At 65.5% G+C, this 19,884-nt stretch carries 20 protein-coding genes and 1 tRNA gene; 10 read left to right on the forward strand and 11 right to left on the reverse strand.

Annotated elements, in window-relative coordinates; translation table 11 throughout:
- Window positions 1-135 precede the first annotated feature (135 nt).
- Both AC3FKG_RS00735 and AC3FKG_RS00740 read left to right on the forward strand, forming a co-directional pair.
- On the forward strand, window positions 136-1,371 hold the full coding sequence (locus tag AC3FKG_RS00735) for a class I SAM-dependent methyltransferase (RefSeq protein ID WP_483708852.1): 1,236 nt from the start codon (window positions 136-138) through the stop codon (window positions 1,369-1,371).
- Complete coding sequence (locus tag AC3FKG_RS00740) at window positions 1,368-2,426, forward strand: DUF72 domain-containing protein (RefSeq protein ID WP_483708853.1); 1,059 nt, start codon at window positions 1,368-1,370, stop codon at window positions 2,424-2,426. The genes AC3FKG_RS00735 and AC3FKG_RS00740 overlap by 4 nt, the downstream gene beginning before the upstream one ends.
- A 23-nt stretch (window positions 2,427-2,449) precedes the next feature.
- Here AC3FKG_RS00740 and msrA read toward each other — a convergent pair whose 3' ends face one another.
- Window positions 2,450-2,992, reverse strand: a complete 543-nt coding sequence (gene msrA / locus AC3FKG_RS00745; RefSeq protein WP_483708854.1) for a peptide-methionine (S)-S-oxide reductase MsrA — start codon at window positions 2,990-2,992, stop codon at window positions 2,450-2,452.
- 329 nt (window positions 2,993-3,321) lie between these two features.
- Here msrA and AC3FKG_RS00750 point away from each other — a divergent pair, with 329 nt between their 5' ends.
- Window positions 3,322-3,882 (forward strand): flavin reductase family protein, encoded by a 561-nt coding sequence (locus tag AC3FKG_RS00750; protein WP_483711524.1) that lies wholly within the window; start codon window positions 3,322-3,324, stop codon window positions 3,880-3,882.
- A gap of 30 nt (window positions 3,883-3,912) precedes the next feature.
- Here AC3FKG_RS00750 and AC3FKG_RS00755 read toward each other — a convergent pair whose 3' ends face one another.
- On the reverse strand, window positions 3,913-4,401 hold the full coding sequence (locus AC3FKG_RS00755) for an Lrp/AsnC family transcriptional regulator (RefSeq protein WP_488742170.1): 489 nt from the start codon (window positions 4,399-4,401) through the stop codon (window positions 3,913-3,915).
- A 153-nt stretch (window positions 4,402-4,554) separates the two neighbouring features.
- On the opposite strand from AC3FKG_RS00755, the gene kynB reads away from it, so the two are divergent.
- The 3 genes from kynB to kynA are packed head-to-tail and all read left to right on the forward strand — an operon-like array spanning window position 4,555 to window position 7,403.
- Window positions 4,555-5,214, forward strand: a complete 660-nt coding sequence (kynB, locus tag AC3FKG_RS00760) for an arylformamidase (protein ID WP_483708857.1) — start codon at window positions 4,555-4,557, stop codon at window positions 5,212-5,214.
- 33 nt (window positions 5,215-5,247) lie between these two features.
- Window positions 5,248-6,504 carry a kynureninase gene (kynU, locus tag AC3FKG_RS00765; RefSeq protein ID WP_488742171.1) on the forward strand — a complete coding sequence of 419 codons (1,257 nt, stop codon included), beginning with the start codon at window positions 5,248-5,250 and terminating at the stop codon, window positions 6,502-6,504.
- Window positions 6,505-6,518: 14 nt separating this feature from the next.
- The gene (gene kynA / locus AC3FKG_RS00770) at window positions 6,519-7,403 is read left to right on the forward strand and encodes a tryptophan 2,3-dioxygenase (protein WP_483708859.1); all 885 of its coding nucleotides are present in this window, start codon (window positions 6,519-6,521) and stop codon (window positions 7,401-7,403) included.
- Window positions 7,404-7,424: 21 nt separating this feature from the next.
- Here kynA and AC3FKG_RS00775 read toward each other — a convergent pair whose 3' ends face one another.
- Window positions 7,425-8,237: an IclR family transcriptional regulator gene (locus AC3FKG_RS00775; RefSeq protein WP_483708860.1), complete on the reverse strand. Its 813-nt coding sequence runs from the start codon at window positions 8,235-8,237 to the stop codon at window positions 7,425-7,427.
- A gap of 218 nt (window positions 8,238-8,455) precedes the next feature.
- Between AC3FKG_RS00775 and AC3FKG_RS00780 the strand changes: the two genes are divergently transcribed.
- Window positions 8,456-9,649 (forward strand): acyl-CoA dehydrogenase, encoded by a 1,194-nt coding sequence (locus tag AC3FKG_RS00780; RefSeq protein WP_483708862.1) that lies wholly within the window; start codon window positions 8,456-8,458, stop codon window positions 9,647-9,649.
- Window positions 9,650-9,797: 148 nt separating this feature from the next.
- Here the strand turns inward: AC3FKG_RS00780 and AC3FKG_RS00785 are convergent, their stop codons facing one another.
- Window positions 9,798-10,436 (reverse strand): peroxiredoxin, encoded by a 639-nt coding sequence (locus AC3FKG_RS00785; protein ID WP_488673590.1) that lies wholly within the window; start codon window positions 10,434-10,436, stop codon window positions 9,798-9,800.
- 233 nt (window positions 10,437-10,669) lie between these two features.
- On the opposite strand from AC3FKG_RS00785, the gene AC3FKG_RS00790 reads away from it, so the two are divergent.
- The 3 genes from AC3FKG_RS00790 to AC3FKG_RS00800 all read left to right on the forward strand — a co-directional run bounded on the left by AC3FKG_RS00790 (window position 10,670) and on the right by AC3FKG_RS00800 (window position 12,030).
- On the forward strand, window positions 10,670-10,996 hold the full coding sequence (locus AC3FKG_RS00790; protein WP_483711525.1) for an ElaB/YgaM/YqjD family protein: 327 nt from the start codon (window positions 10,670-10,672) through the stop codon (window positions 10,994-10,996).
- Between the two features lie 171 nt (window positions 10,997-11,167).
- The gene (locus AC3FKG_RS00795; RefSeq protein WP_488742172.1) at window positions 11,168-11,548 is read left to right on the forward strand and encodes a phage holin family protein; all 381 of its coding nucleotides are present in this window, start codon (window positions 11,168-11,170) and stop codon (window positions 11,546-11,548) included.
- Window positions 11,545-12,030, forward strand: a complete 486-nt coding sequence (locus AC3FKG_RS00800) for a DUF3318 domain-containing protein (protein WP_488742173.1) — start codon at window positions 11,545-11,547, stop codon at window positions 12,028-12,030. The genes AC3FKG_RS00795 and AC3FKG_RS00800 overlap by 4 nt, the downstream gene beginning before the upstream one ends.
- On the opposite strand, the gene AC3FKG_RS00805 is transcribed toward AC3FKG_RS00800, so the two are convergent.
- From AC3FKG_RS00805 to tolB, 7 genes are all read right to left on the reverse strand, one after another.
- Window positions 12,027-14,861, reverse strand: a complete 2,835-nt coding sequence (locus AC3FKG_RS00805) for an EAL domain-containing protein (RefSeq protein ID WP_488742174.1) — start codon at window positions 14,859-14,861, stop codon at window positions 12,027-12,029. The two genes, AC3FKG_RS00800 and AC3FKG_RS00805, sit on opposite strands and share 4 nt — an antisense overlap.
- 187 nt (window positions 14,862-15,048) lie before the next feature.
- A tRNA-Lys gene (locus tag AC3FKG_RS00810) sits at window positions 15,049-15,124 on the reverse strand.
- 62 nt (window positions 15,125-15,186) lie between these two features.
- Window positions 15,187-16,308 (reverse strand): YeeE/YedE family protein, encoded by a 1,122-nt coding sequence (locus AC3FKG_RS00815; RefSeq protein ID WP_483708881.1) that lies wholly within the window; start codon window positions 16,306-16,308, stop codon window positions 15,187-15,189.
- Between the two features lie 32 nt (window positions 16,309-16,340).
- The gene (gene queC / locus AC3FKG_RS00820) at window positions 16,341-17,021 is read right to left on the reverse strand and encodes a 7-cyano-7-deazaguanine synthase QueC (protein ID WP_483708882.1); all 681 of its coding nucleotides are present in this window, start codon (window positions 17,019-17,021) and stop codon (window positions 16,341-16,343) included.
- 123 nt (window positions 17,022-17,144) lie between these two features.
- Complete coding sequence (gene ybgF / locus AC3FKG_RS00825; protein WP_483708883.1) at window positions 17,145-17,903, reverse strand: tol-pal system protein YbgF; 759 nt, start codon at window positions 17,901-17,903, stop codon at window positions 17,145-17,147.
- A gap of 23 nt (window positions 17,904-17,926) precedes the next feature.
- Window positions 17,927-18,439: a peptidoglycan-associated lipoprotein Pal gene (gene pal / locus AC3FKG_RS00830; protein ID WP_483708885.1), complete on the reverse strand. Its 513-nt coding sequence runs from the start codon at window positions 18,437-18,439 to the stop codon at window positions 17,927-17,929.
- Window positions 18,440-18,462: 23 nt separating this feature from the next.
- A complete protein-coding gene (tolB, locus tag AC3FKG_RS00835; protein ID WP_483708886.1) occupies window positions 18,463-19,827 on the reverse strand; it encodes a Tol-Pal system beta propeller repeat protein TolB in 1,365 nt (454 codons plus the stop codon).
- Window positions 19,828-19,884: the final 57 nt, after the last annotated feature.

Raw genomic sequence — 19,884 nt, forward strand, 5'->3', positions numbered from 1 at the left:
AGCGCCATGCTCACGCGGCGGCCTTGAACACGCCCGTTACCGCGACCGGGCTGCGCCGGGCAAAGACGACCCTGCTTGTTATCGCTCTGCGCCTTCGTTCCGCAACGTGTGCCGCAACGACAGGAGGTAACGCGCATGTTCTTCAAGCAAGCACTCGACAAGCAACTGGACAGCTGGATCGCCGATCTGCGCGAGCACGCCAACCTGCCCGTCAAGCTACGCCTGTGGAATGGCAGCGAATATCCGCTGGGTCGCTACGACAAGCCCGACGTGACGCTGACGGTGCGCGAGGCAGGTGCCCTGCCCCTGCTGCTCACACCCAGCCTGGACAACCTGGGCGAAGCCTATGTCCAGGAGAAGATCGACCTGGACGGCAAGCTCACCGACATCATCGACGTCGGCTACCGCTTCTCGGCGGCGGCCAAGCGGCGCGCCGGCGGCGCGCTGGCCAAGGTGGCGCATCATTTCACGCACACCAAGCAGGAAGACAAGAACGCGATCCAGTACCACTACGACGTGTCCAACGAGTTCTACAGCCAGTGGCTGGACCCGAACATGGTCTATTCCTGTGCGTACTTTGAACACGGCAATGAAGATCTTGCCACGGCGCAGCGCAAGAAAATCGATCACATCCTGACCAAGATCCGCCTGCAACCGGGGCAGACGCTGCTGGATATCGGCTGCGGCTGGGGTGCGCTCGTGCTACGCGCCGCGCAGAAGTTCGGCGCGCAATGCGTCGGCATCACGCTGTCGCAGAACCAGTTCGACCTGGCTACCGCGCGCGTCAAGGCGGCAGGCCTGTCCGACAGGATCGAGATCCGCCTGCAGGACTATCGGGATATCACGGGCACGTTCGATCGCATCACCAGCGTCGGCATGTTCGAGCACGTGGGCAAGAAGAACCTGCCCGCTTATTTCGGTCGCATGCGCGAGTTGCTGGCCGACCACGGCGTCGCCATGAACCACGGCATCACGGTGCCCGATCCCAGCGATGCGCCGATGGACGGGTCCGAGTTCATGGACCGCTATGTATTTCCGCAGGGAGAGCTGCCGCATATCGGGCTGGTGCTGAAGACCATGCAGGAAGGCGGCCTCGAAGCATTTGACGTGGAGCTGCTGCGCCGCCATTATGCGCAGACGCTGCGGCACTGGGCCGAGAACTTCGAAGCCCATTCCGGCGCCATCCGCGACATGGTGGGCGAGAAAAAGTACCGTATCTGGCGCGTCTACCTGGCTGGCTGCGCGCACGCCTTCGATGCGGACCAGATGTCGATCTACCAGGTCGTGTGCCACAAGGCGGGCGAGGCCTCGTCCGCGATACCGTGGTCGCGCCGCTATATCTATGACCATCCGATTGGCCTGAACGATTGACTGAAGACCTGTTCGGCGAGCTGCTTCCGCCAGTTTCGCCGCCCCCGCGCGCCGCCGACGGCGGTGACGCGGACACCGCAAGCAAGCCCTCCCGCGGCAAATCCGTCCTGCCGGCACGGCCCGATCCCGCGCTCGATGCACTCGGAAAACAGCTGCCGTCCAATCTCTATCTCGGCACCTCGTCGTGGTCCTACAACGGCTGGAACGGGTTGGTCTATGACGGCGAGTACGGCGACAGCCTGCTCTCGCGCAAGGGCCTGGCCGCGTACTCGAAACATCCGCTGCTGCGCGCAGCCGGCATCGACCGCGGCTTCTACGGCCCGATCCCGCTGGCGGACTACCTGTCTTACGCCGCGCAGGTTCCCGAGTCCTTTCGCTTCCTGGTGAAGGCGCCCGCCAGCGTGTGCGATGCGTGGCTGCGCGGGTCGGACGGTGTCGGCCGGCTGGCCAATGCCGCCTTCCTGGACGCCGAAATCGCCATCCGTGATTTCATCACGCCAGCCACCACCGGATTAGGTGCCAGGTGCGGCCCGCTGTTGTTCCAGCTTTCGCCGCTGGGCAGCCTGGCCAATGACGGCGCGGCTTTCCTCGAACGGCTCGACAGCTTCCTTGGCGCGTTGCCGCGGCTGGACCCCTCCATCACGCCGCATGCCTGCTATGCGGTGGAGATGCGCGACCCGGTCCTGCTGACGCCGCGCTACATCAAGCTGCTGCGCCGGCACGGCGTGCGTTTTTGCCTCTCGGCGCGCGACCGGCTCCCGCCCGTGCATCGCCAGGCCTCGGCGCAAGCCTTGATGGATGCCGACGCGCCCGGCCCGCTGGTGCTGCGCTGGATGCTGCATGCCGGCCGCCCGTACGAAGTCGCTGAATCGATCTATTCGCCGTTCAATCGCCTGGTGGATGAAGACCCCGAAACGCGCGAGGCCATCGCGGACCTGGTCGTGCGGACCCTGCGTGCCGGCCAGAGCGCGACCGTCATCATCAGCAACAAGGCGGAGGGCTCGGCGCCCCTGACATGCGCGCGGCTGGCCGAGGCGATCGCTGAGCGCCTGTGAAGCCGCCAGCCGCTAAACGAACGCTAGCGGCGCAGCTTGTCCGCGAAGCGCTCGCGGAACTTCGCCAGCTTCGGCGAGATGACAAAGGCGCAGTACCCCTGGCTCGGATGGTCCTGGAAATAATTCTGGTGGCTGGCCTCGGCACGCCAGTAAGGCTGTTCCGGCTCAATCTGCGTCACGATAGGTGCGTCGAAGGTCTTGTTGGCGACCAGTTCCCGCATGACGTACTCGGCCACGGCACGCTGCGCCTCGGAGTGCGTGAAGATGACGGAGCGGTACTGCGGCCCCACGTCGTTGCCCTGCCGGTTGATAGTGGTCGGATCGTGGATCGCGAAGAAGATCTCGATGATCTCGCGGAAGTTGATGACGGCGGGGTCGAAGGTCACCCGAACGACTTCGGCATGACCGGTATCGCCCTCGCTGACCTGCTGATAGGTCGGATGGCTGACATGCCCGCCGGTATAGCCGGACTCCACGGCGCGCACGCCGTTCACTAGCTGGTACACCGCCTCAAGGCACCAGAAACACCCTCCACCCAGCGTCGCCGTCTCCAGTTCGTGTTCCATGTTCGCCGCCCCCCGGGATCCATGCGTTTGTCGACCTGACGGTCTTAAGCATAAGCGCAGATAAGGCAATCTGCCTGCGGCTTCTCCGTAGCGGGCGAACCGTATTGCGGCCCTCGCGACGCAGCGTATGGCCAAACCCGCTACAATTCTCAAGAATCTGCCAACGATAGGGCACATCGTTGCGCAGCGCGACATCGAGGCGCAGCCCCTAAATTCCTTGCCGCCAACGTTGCCTGCCACACCGACGCCAGCGCACAGCCGGGCGGATCTTGTCCCTGTCGCCGCGACCCCAACTATGAATCATCATGACCGCCAGTGGAGCCCTTGCGATGGGCATGCCTGAAGCCCCGCCGCGGGAGACCGGCCAGGCCGCATCGCCGGATTTCGATTCGATCCATTTCCGCCGCACGCTGTCGCAGTTCGCGACCGGCGTGACGGTCATCACGACGCGCGCAAGCGCCGCATCCGTGGCCGCCGGGGCGCCGCCGTTCATCGGCATCACGGCCAGTTCCTTCAATTCCGTGTCGATGGATCCACCGCTGGTGCTGTGGAGCATGGCCACGCGCGCCAACAGCCTGCCGATGTTCCGCGACGGCTCGCACTACATCGTCAACGTGCTGTCAGCCTCGCAGCTCGACCTGTGCAAACGCTTCTCCACGCTCAAGGGCGACCGCTTCGCGGGCGTTGATTACCGGCTGTCGGAGAATGGCCTGCCGATCCTTGGCAATGCCCTCGCGTGGTTCGAATGCCACAATCGCAGCCGCTATGACGAAGGCGACCACATCATCTTCGTCGGCGAAGTCGAGCGCTGCGGCGTGCTCGGCAGCCACGAACCGCCGCTGGTGTTCCAGAACGGCGCCTTTTCGACCACCTCGCCCCTCGAAGACTGACGGCAGCGGCGCCGCCCTGGCGCTGCCCGCTCAGGTTCCCGCAGTATCCGCGGACTTCAGCACGGCCAGCGGCGAACTGTCGGTCTTGATCCGTTGCAGCACGATGTTGGAGCGGATATCCATCACACCGGGCGTGCGGTACAGCCGGTTCACGATGAAATCCGAGTAGTGCTTCAGGTTGCGCGCCTGCACGCGCAGGATGTAATTGCTGTCGCCGGTGATGATGTAGGCCGACAGCACTTCGGGCCACGCCTGCACGGCCGCGATGAAGGTGTCATGCCAGCCTTCCACGTCGTGCCGCATCGAGACCTGCACGATCGCTTCCAGTTCCAGTCCCAGCCGCTCGGCATCGAACCAGGCCCGGTAGCCGCCGATCACCCCCGAATCTTCCAGCAAGCGCACGCGCCGCAGGCACGCCGACGGCGATAGCGCCACGCGGTCGGCCAGGTCCTGGTTGCTGATGCGGCCGTGCTCCTGAAGGCACTCGAGAATGCGCAGATCGATGGGATCGAGATTCATTCGAATATTCCAGCGTTATTTCTCACTTAAATCGAATTTTATGCGAAATCACGCGGATTCTACCGTGATTTCGCAAGCCTCTTGCCGGTTTTTTTGACTATCATGCCGTCATCGACGACGACACAGGCACCGCGCAGCGGCAGCCGTGCAGACATGACCAACCGCCCCGCCCCGCCCGCCGACAGCCGCAGGCTGTGGGACATCAGCCCACCGCTTTCGCCCGCCACGCCTGTCTGGCCGGGCGACACGCCGTTCCAGCAGGAAGCCGCCTGGCAGATGGATGAACACTGCCCCGTGAACGTGGGCCGCATCACGTTGTCTCCGCACACCGGCGCGCATGCGGATGCGCCGCTGCACTATGCCGCGGATGGCGCGCCCATCGGGGCCGTAGGGCTGACGCCCTACCTCGGACGCTGCCGCGTGATTCACTGCGTGGGCGCCACGCCGGTGGTCGCGCCGCACCACTTGGAGCACGCGCTGGACGCCCTGCCGCCACGCGTGCTGCTGCGCACCTACGCGCGCGCTCCGCTTGAACAATGGGACGCCGGCTTCTGCGCCGTCGCGCCGGAAACCATCGCACTACTTGCCGCGCACGGCGTGCAGCTGATCGGCATCGACACGCCGTCGCTGGACCCGCAGGAATCCAAGACCATGGACGCGCACCGTGCCGTGCGCCGCCACGGGCTCGCCATCCTCGAAGGTCTGGTGCTCGATGCCGTCGCCGAAGGCGACTACGAACTGATCGCGCTGCCGTTGCGCTTTGCCGGGCTCGACGCCAGCCCGGTGCGCGCCGTGCTGCGCAGCCTTGACTAAACACCTTTCCGCAATCCCTTGCCCCACGCCGACATGACCGCACTCACCCGCGAGCAATGCCTGTTGCTCGACCAGCAAGACCCCCTGCGCGCCCTGCGCGACCAGTTCGCGCTGCCTGATGGCGTGATCTATCTCGATGGCAATTCGCTGGGCGCACGTCCGCGTGCCGCCGCCGCGCGCGCCGCCGAAGTCGTCAGCGAGGAATGGGGCACCGGCCTGATCCGCAGCTGGAACACCGCCGGCTGGTTCGAGCTGCCGCAGCGGCTGGGCAATATGGTGGCGCCGCTTGTCGGCGCCGGCGAGAACGAAGTGGTCGTCACCGACACCACCTCGATCAACCTGTTCAAGGTGCTGGCCGCCGCGCTGCGCGTGCAGGCCGCATGCGATCCGTCGCGCAAGGTGATCGTGTCCGAAGCGAGCAATTTCCCGACCGACCTGTACATCGCCCAGGGCCTGGCCGACCTGCTGCAGGACGGCTATTCGCTGCGCCTGGTGAATTCGCCGGCCGAGATCGAAGCGGCCGTCGGCGCCGACACCGCCGTGCTGATGCTCACGCACGTCAACTACAAGACCGGCGAGATGCTCGACATGGCGGCCTTCACCGAGCTGGCCCATGCGCGCGGCGCGGTGACGGTGTGGGACCTGTGCCATTCGGCCGGCGCCGTGCCGGTGGCGCTGAACGCGTCGAAGGCCGACTACGCGATCGGCTGCACCTACAAGTACCTCAACGGCGGCCCGGGCTCGCCGGCCTTCGTCTGGGTCGCACCCGCGCTGCGCGATGCCTTCTGGCAGCCGCTGTCGGGCTGGTGGGGCCATGCCGCGCCGTTCGCGATGGATCCTCAATACCGCCCCGTCGACGGCGTGCGCCGCTTCCTGTGCGGCACGCAGCCGATCACGTCGATGGCCATGGTCGAATGCGGCCTGGACATCTTCGCGCAGACCGATATGTCCGCCCTGCGCACCAAGTCGCTGCAGTTGACCGACCTGTTTATCGCACTGGTGGAAGCGCGCTGCCGCCACCATCCGCTGACGCTGGTCACGCCGCGCGAGCATGCACGCCGCGGCAGCCAGGTCAGCTTCGAACATCCGGAAGGCTATGCCGTGATGCAGGCGCTGATCGAGCGCGGCGTGATCGGCGACTACCGCGAGCCGCGCATCATCCGCTTCGGCTTCACGCCGCTGTACACGAGCTTTACCGAGGTGTGGGACGCGGTGGAAACGCTGCGCGACGTCCTCGATACCGAAACCTACCGCGATGCGCGCTTCCATGCGCGCGGCGCGGTGACCTGAAAGCGGAGCCAACCATGAGCGAATTCAAGGGATGCCCGATGTCGGGCACCGCAGGGCGGGACGCCCAGGACAAGCAAGGCGACCGATGGCATGGCGCGCAGATGGACTTCGCCAAGGACATGAGCTACGGCGACTATCTCGGCCTGGACCAGATCCTGAGCGCGCAGCATCCGCTCTCGCCGGACCACAACGAGATGCTCTTCATCGTGCAGCACCAGACCACCGAGCTGTGGATGAAGCTGATGCTGCATGAGCTGCGCGCGGCGCGTGCCTCGGTGCGGGAAGACACGCTGCCGCCGGCCTTCAAGATGCTGACGCGCGTGTCGCGCATCATGGACCAGCTGGTGCAGGCGTGGAACGTGCTGGCCACCATGACGCCGCCGGAGTACTCGGCGATGCGGCCCTACCTGGGCATGTCGTCAGGCTTCCAGTCGTACCAGTATCGCGAGATCGAATTCATCCTGGGCAACAAGAACGCGGCCATGCTGCGTCCGCATGCGCACCGCGCTGAACACCTGGCGTTGGTGGAGACGGCGCTGAAGACGCCTTCGCTGTACGATGAAGCGATCCGCCTGATGGCACGCCGCGGCTTTGCCATCGACGCCGACTGCGTCGAGCGCGACTGGAGCCGGCCGACTGCCTACAACGCTTCGATCGAGGCGGCGTGGCTCGAGGTCTACCGCAATCCGAACGCGCACTGGGAACTGTACGAACTCGGCGAGAAGTTTGTCGACCTGGAGGACTCTTTCCGCCAATGGCGCTTCCGCCATGTGACCACGGTCGAGCGCGTGATCGGCTTCAAGCGCGGCACCGGCGGCACCGAGGGCGTGAGCTACCTGCGCAAGATGCTCGACGTGGTGCTGTTCCCGGAACTGTGGAAGCTGCGCACGGACCTCTGAAACGATCCGCCGACCCCCGCTTCAACCGGCCGGGTCCGACAGCCGCGCGGCCAGCGCCTTCAATGCGGGCGCCAGGGTCGCGTGGAAAACAGACTCCTCCACGGTTCCGTAGGACGCGCTGCAGCTCAGCATATGCAGCTCCTTCTCCCCCACCGGCCGGAAAGCCACCGCACAGGCATGGATGGCCGGATGCCAGTCGCGGAACGATGACGAATAGCCGCGGCGCTCCGCTTCCTCCAGCGCCGCGCGCGTAGGCGCCTCCTGCAGCTTCCACTGCTCGGGAAAGGCCTGGCTGAACTCCGCCAGCACCCTTTCCCGCCGACCCGCCGGGAGCGCCGACAGATACGCGCGCCCCATCGAGCTGGAGACCAGCGAGAGCCGAGACCCCACGCCCAGCCCCAGCATCACGCCGGCATCATTGCGGATCGACTCCAGGTAGATCACCTCCATGCGCTCGCGCTTGCCGAGCGACACGGACACCCCATACGACTGCGCGAATGCCAGCATGTGCGGACGCGCCAGCATCACCACGTCCGACGCCGACAGGTAGGCATAGCCCAGCGCCAGCACGCCCGCATCGAGCGCGTACTTGCCCAGGCTTTCGTCATAGCGCAGGTAGCCGAGCTGGACCAGCGTACCGGCCAGCCGGCTCACCGTAGCCTTGGGGAAGCCGGTGCGGCGCACGAAATCCTGGTTGCCCAGCATGGCTTCGCCAGTGCGGAAGCAGCGCAGCAGTTCCAGGCCGCGCGCCAGTGCGGTGACGAAATTGGGATCGCTGTCGCGCGCCGCCGGGGCGGACACAGCGGGCGGGATGTCGGGAGAAAGGCTGCTCAAGGCTGGCTCCTGTTGGAGGTCCGGCGCAACGCGCGACAATCGAACACCCTAGTGTTCCAGCCGCTTGCATGGCGAACGCATTGCGATATACTAATCGAACGGAACACAGTTCCGCAATGCGGAACCTGAAAATTCCACCGATTCCCCGGATTACCGCTGGGACGGGCGCGCCACACAGCGCCTGGCAGCGGTGCCCTGCTCTACCGAAGGAGACCTGCATGGCTGCCAACGCCGAATTCCACTGGGCCGATCCCCTGCTGCTGGACCAGCAACTGACCGCCGACGAGCGCATGATCCGCGACGCCGCGGCCTCGTATTGCCAGGACAAGCTGATGCCGCGCGTCCTGCAGTCGTTCCGCAATGAAAAGACCGACGTGGAAATCTTCCGCGAGATGGGCGAACTGGGCCTGCTCGGTCCGACCATCCCCGAGCAATACGGCGGCCCGGGCCTGAACTACGTCAGCTACGGCCTGGTCGCGCGCGAAGTCGAGCGCGTGGATTCGGGCTACCGCTCGATGATGAGCGTGCAGTCGTCGCTGGTGATGGTGCCAATCTATGAATTCGGCAGCGAAGCCCAGAAGCAGAAGTACCTGCCCAAGCTGGCCACCGGCGAATGGATCGGCTGCTTCGGCCTGACCGAACCGAACCACGGCTCCGACCCGGGCTCGATGGTCACCCGCGCCAAGAAGGTCGACGGCGGCTACGAGCTGAGCGGCGCCAAGATGTGGATCACCAACTCGCCCATCGCCGACGTGTTCGTGGTCTGGGCCAAGCTGATGGGTGAAGACGGCAAGGAAGACATCCGCGGCTTCATCCTGGAAAAGGGCTGGAAGGGCCTGAGCGCCCCGGCCATCCACGGCAAGGTCGGCCTGCGTACCTCGATCACCGGCGAAATCGTGCTCGACCAGGTCTTCGTGCCGGAAGAGAACCTCATGCCGGGCGTGAAGGGCCTGAAGGGTCCGTTCACCTGCCTGAACTCGGCGCGCTACGGCATCGCCTGGGGCGCACTGGGCGCCGCGGAATTCTGCTGGCATACCGCGCGCCAGTACACGCTGGACCGCAAGCAGTTCGGCCGCCCGCTGGCGCAGACCCAGCTGGTGCAGAAGAAGCTGGCCGACATGCAGACCGAGATCACGCTGGGCCTGCAAGGCTGCCTGCGTCTGGGCCGCATGAAGGACGAAGGCACCGCGGCGGTCGAGATCACTTCGATCATGAAGCGCAACTCGTGCGGCAAGTCGCTCGATATCGCCCGCGTGGCGCGCGACATGCTCGGCGGCAATGGCATCTCGGACGAGTTCGGCGTGATCCGCCACGTGGTGAACCTGGAAGTGGTCAACACCTACGAAGGCACGCACGACATCCATGCGCTGATCCTGGGCCGTGCCCAGACCGGCCTGCAGGCCTTCTTCTGATCGAAGCCTCACGCCCGACAGGCACTCCATAATAAAAAAAGCCCGGCTGCGAGGCCGGGCGAAACACACTACCAAGGAGACGACGAGGCTGCCCCCGTCGATAAAACACCTGTCCTGAACCGCGGCCCCGCCTCAAGCGGGGCCGGGTTCATTTGTTCGGTTGCGGCGTGAGCCGCAGATAGGGCCGCACGGCCTTGTAGCCTTTCGGGAATTTCTCGCGGATCACCGCCTCGTCCTTCAGCGACGGGACGATCACCACGTCATCGCCGTCCTGCCAGTTGCCGGGCGTGGCCACACTGTGGTTGTCCGTGAGCTGCAGCGAATCGATGACGCGCAGGATCTCGTTGAAATTGCGCCCTGTGCTCGCCGGATACGTGATGATCAGGCGTACCTTCTTTTTCGGGTCGATGATGAACAGCGAGCGCACCGTCAGGGTCTCGTTCGCGTTCGGGTGAATCATGTCGTAAAGCTGGGACACCTTGCGGTCGCCATCGGCCAGGATCGGGAAGTTGACCGTGGTGGATTGCGTCTCGTTGATGTCCTGAATCCATCCTTTATGGGACTCGACACCGTCCACCGACAGTGCAATGGCCTTCACGCCACGGCGCGCGAATTCGTCCCGGAGCTTTGCGGTCAGGCCCAGTTCCGTGGTGCACACCGGCGTGTAGTCCGCCGGATGCGAGAACAGCACTCCCCAGCTTTCGCCGAGCCAGTCATGGAAACGGATACGGCCTTCACTGGAATCCTGCTCGAAGTCGGGGGCGAGATCGCCCAGGCGCAATGCCATGCTTTGTCTCCTGAAAAATGCGTGGAACCAGAGTATCCGCATTGCGATCGAACCCAAACGAATATAAAGTCACTACAAAATCACTCCAAGTCATATAGCGCGGTGCCGAGGGCGGGCGCTGCAAATATGACGCGATTTTGCCCTTATCGCCGTCGTGGTCTTGAAACCACAGGTACCCGCCACATATGCTAAGTAACAGACAACGCGTGCCGTTACTCTCGCAAGAAGGCAAAATGTCAGAAACCGCACAAACCGAACCAACCGCCCGCAAACAGGAGAAACTGATGAGCGATGTCAAGACCGTTCTGTCCGACGCCGAAGAACTGCTGAAGCAAGCGGCGTCGACCACCGGCGAAAAGGCTGCCGAACTGCGCGAGCGTGGCATGGGCCTGCTGAAGCAAGCCAAGGAAAAAGCCCAGGACCTGCAAGACGCCGTGGTTACCAAGAGCAAGGCCGCCGCACGCGCTACCGATGACTACGTGCACGACCATCCGTGGCGCGCCGTTGGCGCAGCCGCCGGCGTCGGCCTGCTGATCGGTCTGCTGCTTAACCGCAAGTAAGACTGCCCCGGTCGCGGCGCCCTGCGCCGCCACAACGCTGGCATTGCCTGTCATCGCGTACGGGCATGCCGTTGGCCCGGCGCGGGCACGATGGATTGTGCCTACCGGGCTTTGCACGCTGAAAGGCGCGGCCGGTCCAGTGCCGCCGCGCCGCTTCCTCGCCGGAGCCGCATGAGCGAATCCCCTTCCTCACCAAAGTTGCTCGAGTCCGTGCGCAACCTGTTCGGTTCGCTGGTTGCGATGGTCCAGACGCGCCTGGAACTGGCCAGTGTCGAATTTGCCGAGGAACGCTCGCGGCTAATGAAGGTCGGCCTGCTGGCCTGCTTCGGCCTTGTCTTCTTCGGTATTGCGCTGGTTACCTTCACCGCCCTGATCGCCATCCTGTTCTGGGACACCTACCGCTGGCAGGCCCTGGTCGCGCTGGTGGTCACCTACCTGGTACTGTCCGCAGGCTGCCTGGCCACCGCCCGTCACATGGTGCGCAGTGCCCCGCCCATGTTCGAGGCCACGCTGGCGGAAATCGACAAAGACCGGGAGACCCTGCGCCGATGACTACTCCGGAATCCGACGCCGGCAAGGCTCCCCGCCGCGAACATCCACGCCCCGTGCGCTACGCGCGTGAAATACGCCTGCCGCTCGAGGTCCGCAAGGAGCTGCTGCTGACCCGCGCCGAACTCGAGCGCCATGACCTGCTGAAGGCCCTGCACGAGGTCAAAGGCGGCGCCCGGCGCCTGGGCAGCTTCGCCAACTGGCTGCCGCGCGCAGTCCGTCCCCATTCGTGGGTGAAGGTGCTGGGCCTGGCCCAGGACTATCCGCTGCTGAGCACGGCCGCCACGCTTGCCCTGCCCCTGCTGCGGCGCACGCCACTGCTGCGCTGGACATGGAAGGCGTCCAAGCTTGGCGTCATCGCCGGCGCTGCCTACTGGGTCTACAAGACGTGGCGCCAGGCCAAGAGCGAGGCAGTGGCCCCGCCTGACACCGGTGGCGCCCAGGGGCCGCAGGACACCGGCTTCCGCGACCCACTCGTACGTTAGCCTGGCATCAGGGCCGCCTGGCCCTGGCCGATCATCATCGCACCGCCCTGCCGCGATCCTGAAGCGAACGGCTTGGGCATCGCAATGTGAAATCCTTGCGCGAAATCCACGCCAAGCTCGCGCAGCCGCGCAAGGACGGCTTCGCTCTCCACATATTCCGCGATCGTCTTCTTGCCCGTGGCCTGGCCGATGCGCTGGATGACTTCCACCATCACCTGCTTGACGGGATCTTCGAGCATATCGCGCACGAAGCTGCCATCGATCTTCAGATACGTTGCCGGCAAGTGCCTCAGGTAGGGGAATGACGCCATCCCCGCGCCAAAGTCGTCCAGCGCAAATGCACACCCCAACCGCTGCATCTGCTCGATAAACGCCGTGGCCTGCGTCAGGTCGGCAATCGCCGCAGTCTCGGTAATCTCGAAGCAGATCCCACTCAATGCAATACCGGCACGTTGCGCCTGTTCGCGGACAAAGGCCGGGAACCGGACATCGGCCAGTGACGACGCGGACAGGTTGATCGCGCACTGCGCAATGGACTCGCCATGTTCCGCCCGCCGGCGCGCCAGCGCGGCAAACGCGGTTTCCACCACCCAGCGGTCGATCATCGGCATGAGGTTGTAGCGCTCGCAAGCTGGCACGAATGCCATCGGCGGCACCAGCTGGTTGCGCTCGTCCACCATGCGCAGCAGCAACTCGATATGGCGCCCGCCACGCAACTCGCCCCGCAGCGGGATGATGTCCTGCGCGTAGAGGCAGAACCGGCCCGTCGCCAGCGCCGCATGCACCCGGCTGACCCATTCCATCTCGCCATGCCGCGCCTGTACCACGCTGTCGCTCGGATGGTAGACCTGGACGCGGTTGCGGCCATTTTCCTTGGCCACATAGCAGGCGGCATCGGCGGCGCTGAGCGCTTCCGCCACGCCCGCAGTGCCGGCGTCCAGCGCCACCAGCCCGATGCTGGCCCCGACGGCAAACGTGCGCTGGCGATACGTGAAGCGAAACCCCGCCACCGCGCGCCGCAAGGCCTCGGCCTGCTGCTCGCCATCGGGCGCCGCGCAACGTTCCAGCAGGATGCCGAACTCGTCGCCACCCAGGCGCGCGAGTGTATCGCCCTGGCGCAACTGGCCGCGCATGATCGCGGCGATCTGCCGGATCAGTTCGTCGCCCGCTGCATGTCCGCAGGTGTCGTTGACGACTTTGAACTGGTCCAGGTCAAGGTACATCAGCACGTGCGTGCCACCGGCATCCCGCAATCGCGCGATGGCGGCGGTCAGGCGGCGCTCGAACTCGGTCCGGTTGACCAGCCCGGTCAGCGCGTCATGGCTGGCCTCATGGGCCAGCCGGGCCGCATGCTCGCGCTCCTGGCTGACGTCATGCAGAACCACCACGACACCGCTCGCCTGCGCCGCGCGGTCGCGGATCAGCGCCACCGAAGGCTTGACGGCCACCGTGCGGCCGCCACGGCCCGTCAGCAACGCCGTCACGCCGGGCCAGCGCTGCTGCAGCGCCAGCGCGACCAGCTTGCGCAGCGGTGCCTGGCTTCCCTCCTCGCACAAGGCGCATACCTGTTCCAGCGGGCGTCCGCAGGCCTCGGCCTCGCTCCAGCCGGTCAGGGCTTCGGCCGCGGGATTCAGCGACTCGATGCGGCCCCAGACGTCGGTGGTGACCACGGCATCGCCGATCGCCTGCAGCGTAACCTGGGCACGCTCCTTTTCGGCGAACAGCTGGGCCTCGTAGCGCTTTTGCTCCGAGATGTCGGTGAGCGAACCGGCCATGCGCCTGACCCGCCCGTTATCGCCACGGACCAGCCGCCCGCGCGCGCGCACCCACAGGTAGCCATCGCCGCGCGTACGCAGGCGGAACTCGACATCGTAAGGTTCGCTACGGCGTAGATGGGCCGAGAGCTTGTCGTCGAGCACATTCACGTCAGCCGGATGGAGCAGGCCCAGCAGCGTCTCGCGCGCCTGCGGCAACGCGTCCGGCGCGAAGCCGAGCATCTGCGCGCAGCGCGGCGAGAAATACAGCCGGCCGCTGTGCACATCCCAGTCCCACAGGCCGTCGTTGCTGCCGCCCACGGCTAGTTGCAGGCGCTCCTCGCTCCCGGCCAGCGCCTCGCGCAGGCGGCGCTCGCGGCGCAGCCGCCGGTGTGACAGCAGGATGGCGCAGAGCAGCAACGCGACCGCCACCACCATGGCCCCCACGATGAGTGCTTGCGTGACGCGCCGCGATGCCTTGCCCAACTCGTGCGAGAACGCGGACTCCAGCGGCGTCAGCCGCGCATCGATGGCGAGAATGCCCTGCAGCACCGGCTCTGTACACGCCACGCCGCAGCCCGGTTGGACGGCCAGTTGCCGCAGCACCATCGCCTGCTCATGGAGCGCGGCGATCTCGCGATCCCCCTCCGCCCAGATCCGGATCGCGGCATCGACCTCTTCGACGTGGCGAAAGTTGCGGTAGAGACGGATGATCCCCGCGATGTCATCGGGATGGATAGCGCCGGCGAGGAAGCCCGCTCGCGCGCGCTCGTCATCCGGCGTCTCGCGGTCGAGTTCGATACGGGCGCGGTGGTCGCCCATCGGCACCGCAATATCCGCCAGGTAGGCCAGGAAATCGGCATCGTTGCGGTCTTCGCCATAACGCAGCAGGTGCATGACTGCGTTTTTCTGGCCCTTGGACCATGCGCTCTCGCCCGCGACAAACGCACGCACGGCCGACAGGACGTCGACGCTGGCGATGGTGAACAGCGCCAGCGCAACGACCACGGGAACGAACGGCCAGATAACGCGCAGTGCATGCACATCGCCCGGCAAAGACCTGCCTGCTTGCCGCATAGGACTTCCGACGGTTGGAGCGCTGCCGGCGTGGCGGCGCCAGCAGTACCGGGAGCGGATTCATTGTCCGTTGCAGCCCCGGTGATGTCTCTAACTCGAAGTGGTTAATACGGACCGTTGCAGCGGCAGCCCGCGCGAAAAAAAACAAAAAGGGCCCGTGACTTGCGCCACAGGCCCTTCGAAATGCTGGTGGGTCGTGCGTGACTCGAACACGCGACCAACGGATTAAAAGTCCGCTGCTCTACCGACTGAGCTAACGACCCGAAAAAACAGAACCGCGATTATAGTGAGACGCTTCCCGTTGTGTCAAGCGTAAGGCGCCATCTCAGGCAAATGCCATGCGCTCAAGGCGCCATATCTGGTAGCGGAACGCCAGCACCGCGCCCGCCACGATGCCGCCCAGCGCGATGAACGAGCCGATCGCCAGCGTCGAAACCCCCGACAGCCCCTGCCCCACCGTGCAGCCGAGCGCGGTCACGCCGCCGGCGCCCATCAGGATGCCGCCGATCATGTGGTTGGCGACGTCTTCCGCGTTGCCAAACCCCTCCCAGCGGAAGGTGCGCGTGGCCAGCGCGTACACCGCCGCACCGGCGATCACGCCGAAGACGCTGACGATGCCGACGGTCAGTACCTTGCTCTTGTCGCTGAACATCATCAGCCAGTCGAGCGTGTAGGCATACGGCGCCACGAAACTCAGGCTTTCCATGCGGCCGCTGTTGGTGGCGACAAACAATTCCTCCAGCGTATTGGGATCTTCCGCCACGTAGCCGAGATGGCCAGAGACGTACCACATGCCAACGATGATCAGGCCCACCGCGATGCCGCCGAGCAGGTTGTCGAACGTACGGAAGCCGCGCGCGGCCAGCGCCCACACCACGAGCGCCCCGCCGAGCAGCAGGCCGAGGCCGAGCTGCAACGCGCCGCGGGCCGCACCGGTACCCTGCGACAGCAGCGACGGCAGGTCCTGCGTGGCCGGCAGCGTGATCGAGACGGCATCGACGGTATTGACGCGCACCACGCCGAACAGGCCGCGCAGCGTCATGTAGGCCGACAGCCCCAGGAAGACGAACACCACCAGCGACTTGAGGTTGCCCGCGCCGATGCGCACCAGCGTCTTGCTGCCGCAGCCCGAGGCCAGCACCATGCCGAAGCCAAACATCAGCCCGCCGGCCAGCGCCGACAGCCAGCTGAGCTTGCTGGCCGTATAGATGGTCTTGGTCGGATCGATCAACCCGGCCGAGGCCAGCACGCCGGTGCCGATCATCGCCACGCCGACAGCAAGCCCCCACATGCGCATGCGGCTCCAGTCGCCCATGTTGACGATGTCCGAGACCGCACCCATCGTGCAGAAATGCGTGCGCTGCAGGATGGCGCCGAACAGGAAGGTCAGGGCAAACGTGCTCAGCAGCACGGTGCGCGAAAGCGCGGCGATATCGATCTCTGGCATGTCGGGGGCGGTAATGGGAGGCGGGGGCGCGCTCAGGCGTTCTGGTAGCGGGTCGGGTCGGCAACGCCGGCCGCCTCGAAGCCGGCGCGGCGGATGCGGCAGGAATCGCAGACGCCGCAGGCACGGCCTTTGTCGTCGGCCTGGTAGCACGACACCGTCAGGCTGTAGTCCACGCCCAGGCGAATGCCAGCCTGGATGATCTCGGCCTTGGTCATGTCGATGATCGGCGCATGCACGCGGAACCGATCGCCCTCCACGCCCGCCTTGGTGGCGAGGTTGGCCAGCGTCTCGTAGGCCGCGACATACTCGGGCCGGCAATCGGGGTAGCCCGAATAGTCGACCGCATTGGCACCGAAGAACAGGTCGCGTCCGCCGACGGCTTCGGCCCAGCCAAGCGCCAGAGAAAGCATGATGGTGTTGCGCGCCGGCACGTAAGTGATCGGGATACCGGACGACTCCCCGTCAGTCGGCACGTCGAACTTGTCGTCGGTCAGCGCGGAACCGCCGAAGCGGCGCAGGTCCAGGTCGACAATTTCATGGCGGACGGCGCCAAGCGTGCTCGCCACGCGCTGGGCGGCCTCAAGTTCGGACGAATGGCGCTGGCCATAGCGCATCGACAGCGCATAGGTCTCGAAACCCTGGGCCTTGGCCATGGCGAGAACGGTGGCGGAATCAAGCCCGCCCGAAAGCAGGACAATGGCGCGTTTGGTCATGAGTGGCAGTGGCGCCGCACACGCGGCGCAAGGAAATTGCAGGCGAATCGCGTATTTTAGCGCGACTAGCGAAAAGGGCCCGCATTCCGCGGGCCCTGCAATCTCAGTCCGGTTGCGGCCGGCTTACTTCAGCGTCTTCAGCCGGTTGGTGGCGGCCTGCGCTCCTTCGGTACCAGGATACTTCGACACCACCTGTTCCAGCGTCTTCCTGGCCGCAGCCTTCTGGCCGGATTCGAGCTGGTTGTTGGCGATGGCGATCATGGCATCGGGCGCCTTCGGGTGCGTCGGGTTCGCCTGCAGCATGTTCTGCAGCACCGCGGTGGAGCCCTTGTAGTCGCGCTGCGCATAGAGCGAGTTGCCAAGCCAGTATTGCGCCAGCGGCAGGTACGGGCTTTGCGGATACTTCTTCACGAACGAGGCAAAGGAATTGCCAGCGCTCTTGAAGTCGCCGGCCTGGAACTGCTTGAGCGCAGCGTCGTACTCGGGCTTCTCGTTCGGCTGCACCGTGCCCTCGCGGCCATCGACGGTGACCTGCTGCGGCTCGAACTTCTTCAGGCGCGCATCCAGGTCCGCGTAGTAGTCCTTCTGCTGCTTCTGCAGCGAATCCACCGTGTTCTGCAGCACCTCGTTCTGGCCGCGCAGCCGAGCCACCTCCTGGCGAAGGCCTTCCAGCTGGTTCTGGATGTCGATCGTCGTGCGGCTGTTCTGCTCGATGCGCTGCGTGGCGGTCGCCTGGAAACCGTTGAACTGGTCACGCAGGGTGAGGACCGCCTTGCGCGCCTCGTCATCATCGAACACGCCGGCACGGGCCTGCGCAAGGGGCAGCATGGCCGCGCCCGAAACGGCGGCGAGCCACAACAGGGTGGAAACGCGTGCTTTCATGGATGGCCTGTACGCGGATCAGATCAGTAGTTGATGTCGGCGCGGCGGTTCTCAGCCCAGGCAGCCTCGTCGTGGCCGGTTGCCTTCGGCTTTTCCTTGCCCAGGCTCACGGCTTCCATCTGGTTGTCGGGCACGCCCATGGTCGCCAGCGAACGGCGCACGGCCTCGGCACGCTTCTGGCCCAGCGCCAGGTTGTACTCGCTGGTGCCGCGCTCGTCAGTGTTGCCCTGGATCAGGATCTTGCGGCCCTTGTTGGCGCTCAGGTACTTGGCGTGATCGCCCAGCATGCCCTGGTAGTCCTGCTTGACGCTGTAGCTGTCGAAATCGAAGTACACGCTGCGCTTGGCCAGCGGGCTGTTCGGATCGTTCAGCGGATCGCGCGAAACGTCAACGGGCTGGACAGTGCGGGCATCGGCACCGGTGCCACCCTTGTTGGCGCCGGCATTGGCGGCATCGTCCAGCTTCACGCCGGAGCTGCAGGCACCCAGGGCCAGCAGGGCGGCAACGGCAAGGGTTTTGGTCATCAGTTGGGACATGGCGAGAGACTCCTGTGATTGCGTTATTGCATGAAAGGACCCCAGGACGGCTCGCGGACATCGCCGGACTGGAGAGACAGAACCTGCCGGGTACGCCCGTCAGTGGATACCGCAGCCAGCACCGAGCGGCCGCCCACGCGCGTGGCGTAAAGGATGTACTTGCCATTGGCGGCAAAGCTTGGCGCCTCGTCATTCGACGTATCGGTCAGCGAGGTGACGTCGCCGTTGGTCAGGTCCTGCAGTTGCAGCTTGAAGCCACCCGAGCGCGTGATGTACGCCAGGTACTTGCCGTCCGACGAAATCCGCGGACTGACGTTGTAGCTGCCCTTGAAGGTCACGCGTTGCGCGCCGCCCGCCTCTTCGCCACCCGCCGGCATGCGATAGATCTGCGGAGCACCGCCGCGGTCGCTGGTGAAATAGATGCTCTTGCCGTCCGGCGCAAACTGCGGCTCGGTATCGATCGCGCTGCTGCGGGTCAGGCGGCGCAGGCCGGAGCCGTCCGCATTGATCATGTAGATCTGGGTGTTGCCGTCCTTCGACAAGGCCACGGCCAGGCGCTGACCGTCCGGCGACCACGACGGCGCGCTATTGTTCCCCTTCTGGTCGGACACCATGGTGCGCTTGCCGGTGGACAGATCGTGCACGTACACCACCGGCTTCTTCCTCTCGAACGAGACGTAAGCCACGCGACGGCCATCCGGCGACCACGACGGCGAGATGATCGGCTCGTTGCTGGTCAGCGCGACCTGTGAATTCTGGCCATCCGAGTCGGAGATCAGCAGTTGGTAGCGGCCGCCGACGCGCGACACGTAGGACAGGCGCGTGGCAAACACGCCGCGCTCGCCCAGCAGCTTCTCGTAGATGTAGTCGGCGATCTTGTGGGCCGTCACGCGTAGCTGGCCCTGGTTGACGTTGAACGCCAGGCCGCCCAGGCTCTGGCCCTTGACGGTGTCGTACAGGCGGAAGCGCACTTCGTACTGTCCGTTTCCGGACGGGGTCACGCTGCCGGCGACGAAGGCATCGGCGCCGCGGCTCTTCCAGCTGCCGAGATCGACGTTGGCCGACTCGGCCACCGTGGCGCCGCCGGGGTCGACGTTGCGGAAACGGCCGCTGCGCGACAGGTCACTGCGGATGATCGCGGTCAGGTTCTGCGGGGCCTGCGCCTCGCCCTGGAAATTAGCCGTGGCGACCGGGAACTGGCTCGAGCCGACCCCGGAGATCTCTACGTTCAGTTGTGCTTGTGCGGCACCGGCGGACATGGCCAGCGCGGCGGCCAGCCAGACCATCAGCGCATGGCGGCCGATGAGCCGGTTCGCCGCCCGGTTTGCGGCCTGGTTTGCTTGGTGCCGCTTCGCGGACAGCCAGTTGGGGGCCCAAAGCTTTCGCATGCTGCTCCTCAGTCGATTTCAGGTTTCGTCGGGCACGGCAGGCAGACAGCAGAACAG

The sequence above is a fragment of the Cupriavidus sp. 22TCCZM04-2 genome, assembly GCF_057798895.1.